This window comes from Leptospira alstonii serovar Sichuan str. 79601, from assembly GCF_000347175.1.
GTDB classification, from domain to species: Bacteria; Spirochaetota; Leptospiria; order Leptospirales; family Leptospiraceae; genus Leptospira; species Leptospira alstonii.
The window spans coordinates 36151-45228 of the sequence record NZ_ANIK01000084.1; the positions used below are offsets into that span (position 1 = coordinate 36151).

At 45.6% G+C, this 9078-nt stretch carries 2 protein-coding genes; both read left to right on the forward strand.

All coding sequences use genetic code 11. From position 1 onward, the window contains the following. Positions 1-148: 148 nt before the first annotated feature. Positions 149-4642, forward strand: a complete 4494-nt coding sequence (locus LEP1GSC194_RS16225) for an LIC12048 family lipoprotein (RefSeq protein ID WP_020774595.1) — start codon at positions 149-151, stop codon at positions 4640-4642. 538 nt (positions 4643-5180) lie between these two features. Further along, positions 5181-9078: SpvB/TcaC N-terminal domain-containing protein (locus tag LEP1GSC194_RS16230; RefSeq protein WP_408605339.1), on the forward strand; the 3898-nt coding region annotated here is incomplete at its 3' end.

Below are 9078 nucleotides of genomic sequence, written 5' to 3' on the forward strand. Positions count from 1 at the left end.
TTTTTTTCATAGTCGAATTGTATCTTTTGTTATTTGAACGTCTCTCGTCTTTTCCGTTGGAATCGAAAGGCATAACGTACATTAGTCGATCGACTAACGGGTCATTTGAGAACGTTTGAGTTCAAAAGCGTAAACTAAGAGGTGAAAAATGTTGAAAGTTCGTTGGATGTCTTATATCCGTTTCCGTTTAATTTCATTTTTATTAATCCCCTTTGTTCTGACCTGCAGCTTGCTGGATAAGGATCGGAACTCTATGGACAACGTCGATCTCGCGGGCGCGATTTGGTTGGCCGCCGAACCCGTAAAAACTCAAGTGAATAGCGAAGGCGTTCCCGTCAGACCCGGAAGTTCCGGCGGCGGATCTGCGTCCTCTCCCGTCACTCCCGTGAACGGTCTTTTTAATCTTCCTCCCGGCAGAACCGTGGGCGCAAACGCTCTCATGGGCACCATCGATCCGACCGGTACGACCATCGTGAACGACTTTGACGGGGACGGGATCCTAAACGCCAATGAAACGTTAAGCAACGTTTGGGTGGCGGATTATCCGCAGATCGAAACCACGATCGCCCCTCCCGTTACGTTAAAAATTCAGATCTTAAAAAACTCAAGCAACCAAAGCGATCAGATCGTAAGCGAGATCAACTCGGACGATTTTGAAGCGTCCAAAAACGAAGGCTCGGAAAAAATCCATCAGAACGAACTGAACGAAAGAACGGTTCAGTTTCAGGATTCTTTCAGCAGCGACGTTGAAGTGGGACAATCACACGAAAAAAGCCATAGTTTTGGAACGGAAACCAGCGTCATGAATTTGGCATCCGTCGGAATGAACTACAGCAACACTAGTAAGGACAGTTGGAATGCAAAAAATGCCACATCCGAAACCACGACCAAATGGGCGGACCGTCCTTTTAAAAACAACATTGACCGGGACGCTTGGAACTTAAAATCGGATTCTTCCACGAACAAGGCCAGAAAGTATCGTTCCGATAAATCGGACAAGATCAACTCTACGTCCACGGTGGAACCGAACGCGGGTGTGGTTCGCGCCGCTCTTTATATCAAAAATTTATCCGTGAACATGCCGGTTAAAATTTCCAACATCCTTTGTTCTTTGATGTTCGAAACCCCCGGCGGAGAACTCGTTCCTATGTCTTCCTTTCGTTTGAGAAACGACGACTACAGTCTTTTCGAAGTGGAAGTCTACGGAGGTTCGGAGTTCGGTCCTTACGTAGTTGAATTAACGAATTTGAATACTTCGGAAGTGGAAAAGGCGATCGCAGCGGGTTATACTCCCAAGATCATGATCGTGGACTATACCATGACCCACGTTGCGGATTCCAATTACAAATCCAGTCTGCTAAGTTATACCGGTAACAATCTGAAGATCGTCGAAGAGAACGCAAAAGGCAGAACCGCTCTCGTAAAAGTTTACGGACCCGGCGTGAGGGAAATGTTTCGCGTAACGGCCTTTGATACTCCGAACGTATCCAACCCTTGTAATACTACGACTGCGGACGTGTTTTCTCCGGGGATCAGTTTGAAAAAGGCCTTGGAAAGAATTTCCTGTTCCGGGAACAATATTACGTTTAAGGATTACGTAATCGACTTATCCGAATCGGCTCCCACGTTAGGCGAGTCCAGAATTTATCTGAAAGGGGTTCAATCTTTCGGCGGGATCAGCACGAATCTTCCCTGCACAAACGAAACGAGCACGGGAACGGACGGTGTGACTAGAACCGCCTGCGTCCAAAAACCGTACAGCCAATGGACGGAAGCGGAAAAAAACAACTCGGGAGTTTGGGCTATTTATTCCAGAGGTAAGTTTTATTCTCCTACCGAATACTGGACCGACTCGGGAAGCGTTCGCAAATTCGATCCTTGGAGGGGCGCTGTGGCGGCTCCGATTTTGAAAGGTGTGGATTCCATCATCTGGGCGGGGGATAACTACGACCTGGTCTATATCTCCTTTAAGGATTTTGCGAAGGTGGAACAAAAGTTCGGAACCAATCCTTTGGAAACCGGGAACGGTTATCCCCTCAATACAAAATGGGAACTCAAGTCTTTGGGAAATCATCCCTACTATCCGGATGCGCATTCCCTTTACTTGGGAGAGGTCGGCTTCGGAGAGAAGATCGAATTGAAAATCAAATTGGACAAGACGAAGTATCTGGCGCCTAACTTCGGTTCTGCGACCGACACGGGACCTTATCAGTACTTTACGAATTTCAGTTACAATCAACAGACGTCCACCGATCGATACAACATCAATCAAGCGGCGGACTTTGAAATCAGCATGGGATTCGGTGGAAATCGCACCGATTGGTTCCATATCATAAAAGACTTAAGTTCCAGCGATCCGTACAAATTGAAAAACTGCGGAACGACCCTGGACTTTATCAACCAGACTTACACACTCTGTGTACAATTGCCGACTCTCAGCACGAACGTGGACCCTGCGATCAGTTTAGTAAAATTGTATATTCGACCCGCCTTAAATACGGCGTACCGCAAGACCATCTGGCCTTTGCATTACTCTCAAGTACGCAAACTGAAAGGAGAGGCGGGAGTTCCGATCGTAAAAGGAACGAGCCTGGTCAAAGTGGCGAACTCATACGGATCGGTGAACGTCGGGGACGATTTCTATATCCAAGGAGATACGACGGGCTACAAGGTAATACAGGTATTGCCGACGGCACAGGACGGATCCTTTGACGTACAATTGGATCGCCTGATCCAAATAGACGCACAGAAGACGACTTCCGTGTATGTTCCGGGAACTCTCACCTCTCCGGATGTAAGACTTTCGGTCGATACGGGGTTTGTGACCGATTGGAACACGTTCGTAAATTCTTCCTTTAACTCGACCGCGTTCGATCAGGTTCAATACAAACCGTTTTTGTTAAACGGAAACGTTAGCTGTACTTCAAGTCCGTTCCATCCCGGTTCTTGTTTGGGTTTTACTCCCGAACTGAACGCGCTCAACTGGATGGGGATTTACAACGAAGGCGTGGCCCTTTGGAATTCCTGGGCGGACGGCGGAGACTTTAGCAATTTCTTGTATAGCGGACTGGTTCGTTTGACCGCGGCTACGGGAAAATCGTATCGTCTGGAAAGCACGAACACGGACTTTACGGTCAGCGCGGATGTGAACGCTCAAGACTTGGCGTATGCCTCTGTTGTGAACCACGGGGATGTAGCCTTGACGGTTTGGAGACAGGGTACGACCCTCATCGGAAGATATCATCAGATCAGTACGGGACAAGCTCTAGGAAATCCGTTTAACATCAATTCGGCGGCTTCCACTGGAAATTATATCTTAAAAGCAAAGAACGGAAAGGCGGTGATTGTTTGGGATAACGGTGATAACCTTTATGTATCCGTCAGGGATCTGGCCAACCTATCAACGATTGTAAGCGAAGCCCTGGTTGCAAACCGACCTCAAATGATTGTTATACCTGGAACAGGTTTTATTCCCTTTTCTTATTCATATGATGTAACTATTGGAAATGACCGGGCTGCGGTTGTTTGGAATCACTTTGTAGGTTCAGGAACTTTAACGGCTGCTGCTTATCCCAATGGGTTTCCTGCAGGCGGAGTAAATGGTTTTCCAAATGTTGAAAGTTACTGCGGAAGTATGTGGGGTGGTGGATATGGGAGTTGCTATTATGTAGAAACCAAAACTTACCAAGCCAATGCTCGGGTTTTACGGTTGGACACAGGAGCCTTTCAAGGCGGAAACATTGTAATTTGGAGTTATGTAGAAAGTACAAATTCAATAAGTTTTCCTTATTTCTATAATCCTAGTTACCAAATCGACGTAGCGGCAAGTGCAAACGACAACAATCGACTTGTGTATGCTTGGAATGTTAGGCTGGCATCCGGTGGCGATTCTCATACAGTCTACGGTTCCGTATACGATCTAACGACTGGAACCAAGATCGGTTCCACCCAGACCCTTATTAGCGAATCGACAAGACCCGTAGATTCTTTGCAAGTGGGAGCCGCCAATGGAAGAGGAATGGTTCTTTGGAGAAGAAACGACGGAGCCATTTTAGGAAGAGGAATAGACACTTCGAATTCCAATTTATTAGGAACTTCTAATATTGAAGTGGAATCAGGAAGTGTCGATTCTCTCAAGCTTACTTCTTTTGGAGATCGAGGACTTTTAACGTATAGAAAAAACGGTAAGGATGCTCTTTTAAGAATCTTAGATCTTCAAGCAGGACAATTTTTGTATCCAAACGCTTTATCTTTAGCTCAGATGAACGTGGATTCTAGAAACCTTAGCTTTACCGGTTCCATTTTATCGGGAAATAAAATTCTGACTACTTGGGACCAAATCAACGGAACAAGACGTACTATCTGGGGAAGGGTCAGCGACATCTCCACATTTACAGTCGACGGTCCAAAAGAATTTCAAATCAGCACGACCAATGAAGGGGTTCAATACAGGGGAACTGCTGCTGTAGATTCCGGACTCGGTCTTGTAATGTGGCTCTCCCAGGACAAAACCCAACAGAGAATCCGAGGAGCGAAAGTCGATCTGGCAAACCCGGGTGCGTTGAAATACGGTCTGAACAATTTCTTTGTGGCGCCTTTGATCGACAGGGACTTTACGATCCGAGCCAAGATCAAATACTAGTTCTAGGGGTCAGGGTTCAGAAATCAGAGTTCAGGGCCTTCCTGCGGAAGGCTCTGTGGAAGGGAGTTCTTCCGATCTATTCACTGATTTCTGACATCTGATTCCTATTATTCATATACTGAAGTTGATTTAGAAAAGCGAAACGTTGAGAAAAATGGAATTCGAGCCGGGGGTTGTCCGGCCGTTTTTCCCAATTGAGAAGAAAAAATAAAAGCGAAGCAAAACGCAAATGAAAACGAATGCGAAAAACAAAATGAAAAAATCGGATAGAATTTTAAATTTAGAGCTTGTCCCAAAACCTATCGAACGACCCGGACAACACAATGAATGCCTCCCTATGGATCGGCCCTATCCACTGATTCCTAACCACTATTCACTAGAAAATGTGGGAACTCCCACGTTTTTAAACGATGAGAAAATCTTACAAACGCCTAATGACCGTCAAGGAGACAGAATCTGTGGGAACTCCTGCAAATTTCCCTCAAGTTTTTGGGACAAACGCTTAAAACCTCGAATGAATCGGCCTTTGAAAACGAAAATGCTAAAAACAAAAACCGTAACAAGAGAAAACATACAAACAAACAAAAGATCTCGGAAACAAATATCCCAAGCATTCATAAAACTAAATAACATAATATTCACAAGTATCCTGTTGACCACGACAAGCTGCGGACTACTCCCCGGCAAACACGGAAAGAACAACAACTGGTGGATGGCTCTTGCGGGACTCGTACCCGGAACAAGCTTACCGTCCTCGGGCAGCGGAGTGGGAAGCGGCAACACAAGCGCCGGACCCGGAAGTGCACCGGCGCCGGAGGGAAGCGACCTCTTTTCCATCTCGACAAACTACAGCGAAGCGATCGATGATCCGGAAACAAAAGCGGACCCGCTGACGGGAGCGATGTATGTCGCGGCCCCGGAGCCGAATCACAACGGGGCGGTAAGTCTAACGATACCGATCGTGACACCACAAGGAAGAGCGGGAATCGAACCCAAGCTAAGCCTAACGTATTCCTCCACGGGAGGAGACGGATTTGTAGGAGTGGGATGGAGTTTGGGCCTGGGGAGCATCACGAGAACCCCCGAATACGGAGCCCTTTACTACGACAACCGAGACAGCTTTACCTGGAACGGAACAAGACTCGTCAAAGTGGGAGGAAACACAAACAACGAAAACGGAATCTACAGACCAGAAATCACGAATGAAGAACTTGTAATATTAAAACTCTCTCAAATAGAAAGCGGAGGGGTATGGGAAGTATTGGACTCAACAGGAACCAAGACGACATACGGAGAAACAACTTCCGGCAGGATCTTTAGCCCAAACAACCCAAACCAGACATACAGCTGGAATCTAACAAGAACCGAAGACAAAAACGGAAACTATCTCCAAGTCCATTATGACAATTCAGAATATTCAAAAAACAGAAATCTCTATTTGAAAGAAATACGATATACGGGAAATACGAAAAGCGGACTGCCCGCAAAACAATACGTAAAATTCATCACCAAACAAAGGGAAGATTTCTACGTATCCACCGCTCCTGGGTTCCTCATGAAGATGGACAAACTACTGGAAAGGATCGAAGTCGGATGGGACAACGGAGGGGAACTGTATGAATACACACCCGAATATGAAATCTCTTCCGATTCCGCAAGACCCAGACTGAAAACCATCCGCTCTACAAAACATACGACAAGCCCGGAGTTTGAATACCAAACCTCCAGCCGTACCCTTAACTGGCAGAATGTAATCAACCAAACGTCAACCGAAATCGAAGACGATCCCCACTCCACACAATACTTTGAAGGAGATTACAACGGAGACGGGATCAGCGACATCCTCTTTTTTAATCCGAAGTCGGGAAACTGGAAGGCCGCGGAAGGTAGAAAGGAAGGAGGATACAACTTCAAACTGTATGCGAACCGATACCAAGGATACAATACACAAGAAAAAATCCGATTCTTCAAAGGAAACGTAAGCGGAGACTACAACGGAGACGGAAGAAGCGACATCGCATTTTACTTGCCCGAGACCAGAGACTTTGTAGTAGCGGAACACGACGGACGCGTGTTTCAATTCAAATCGTACGGACGCCTCATGGCCGGAATACCGGACATCTTTCGGATGGAATGGTTTGCGGGAGACTACGACGGAAACGGTTTGAGTGACTCAGTTCTCTTTGACGAACCCACAGGACAATGGACTCTCATGCTCAACAAAGGAGGAAGTTTCGAGTTCCTCAGGTTTGCAAAAAAGTTTCAAAACGTATTCAGAAACGATTATATTCCGGATTCCAACTTAGACAGCTCTTCTACAAACGATTCTACAAAACCCGGAAAGGATCACGACAAAGTAAACTTTTTAGTCGGAGATTACAACGGGGACGGAAGAACGGACATTTCTTTGTATGATTCTCGAAGCGGAAAGTGGTTCGTGGGTGAGAATCACAGAAACGAGAACAAAACGGATCCAATCTATTTCAAGATGCAGTGGAAACTCTACAAAGTCTTTACAGCACCCGAAGAAGCTCTATTCGGACACGACCGATTTAGCGGAGACTTTAACGGAGACGGATTTTCAGACTTTCTAATATTCGATCGAAGCAACGGCGAATGGACGTTAGGCGAAACGGGAGACGGTACGATTAATTTCAAGATTTGGTCCAGAACCCCCCAGTTCAAATCCGTGACCCGTTGGCTACAAGGGGATTTTAACGGTGACGGAAGAACCGATATCGGATTTTACTCTTCTTCCGATCAGAAGTTTTGGATCGGAGAATCCACACAAAACGGATTTAGAACCAAAATCTATAGCGACATGAACTACGGACCCGATCCGGAAAGAATCATGCAGACTCCTCTTCCCAAGGACGAAGTCAAAATCGAAACAAACAGAGCCAACTTTACTGCGTCTAACAACACAAAGACGATTTTACTGAACTACAAATATGACGGAAATCTTAACTTCCAAAAAGGAGAACTTGTATTTCCAGGATGTTTTACAAGTGACGATTGTTCCGCTTCTCCCGAACTTTTGATCTTTGACAGAAAAGCAAACGCATGGGACTTAAAACGAGGAACCACATTTGCAGAAAGGGTCAATACGACTTTCAACCCGGAGACAACCGGAGTTACTACCCTCTTGGGAGGAAAACCGGATCGTTACACGAACAACACAAAAGACGAGGTTCTCTTTTACAAAAAACAAGGAAATACGAATCAGTTTTTTGTTATTAAGAATACAAACGGAACTGCATTCGAACCTTCTAATTTAGCTTCCCCTTCGGACACCGACGTTTCTAAGTTTGATTCGACTAACAGCGGGTATGCGATTGATCATTTCGAGAACAACACTTCCCAGTCGGTTCTGATTTTAGACGAGCAAACTTCAAACGGTAACGCGAGGTTCATTCTTGCCGGGCTTGGTGGTACTAAAATTTTAATTCCAGCAGGAGACTTGACCGCGACCGACTTGAACGATCTCTTTCAAGCGGGAACAAACGAGAACAGACAACGCAGAAAAGAATTCAGTTTCTTTTCGGGAAAGTTTACTTCCACACAAGCCCAACTTGTGATCGTGGACAGAAGGACCACGGTTTCCAAATGGTATTTAGGAACGATCAGTGGAACTCAAGTATTATTCAAGAAATTAACCGGAGAGTTCGCTCTTCCCATTACAACTTCCGATTACAATTCCGCAAGTCCCGCGGGGATTGTGTATGCACTTACAAACACGGGTGAGATCGTGTTTGGAAAAACACAAGACAACGGAACTTCATTTTACAAAATTAAAATCAATTCTACGAATATTACAAAATCTACATACAATGCGGGAACCGTGGGGTTTAGCGACCGCTTTGACAATGGCGGAAATCCGATTGTTCTTTCGGGTGGAGAAGACAAGTTGTATGACTTGGCTCAGAGTAAAATCGTTTCTCTTCCGGGTAACGTCCTCACAAAAACCTTAGATCGTCCCGACTTGATCGCGCAAGTGTACGTTTTCCAGTGGATCCAAGGGGATTACAACGGAGACGGTTTAACGGACATCGGAATCATTCATTTGAAAGAACCGACCTGGTATTTCGCACTTTCTACCGGAAGTGTACCAGACGTCATCGAAAGAGTGAAAAACGGGATCGGGGGTATTTACGATTTCGAATATTCCAATTCCACGAAGTTCGACAACACGGGAGACGATGACATCCCCGACCTTCCAACCAGTTACAGGGTTTGTACGAGAGTTACAATTGACGACGGTTTTTCAAACATCATCTCAAAAGACTACGAATACAAAAACGGATTTGCATTTTCTTCTTTCATCAACGGTAAAAAAGAAACCGATTACTTTGGGTTCAGTGAATTTACCATCAAAGAAGCGTATGGGGAAAGAACAACTCACAAATACCATACGACTCCGTATGCGGACTTTCTAA

Excerpts from the sequence above, each read along its gene's own strand:
- LEP1GSC194_RS16225 (WP_020774595.1), top strand. The coding sequence starts at position 149 with ATGTTGAAAGTTCGTTGGATGTCTTATATCCGTTTCCGTTTAATTTCA.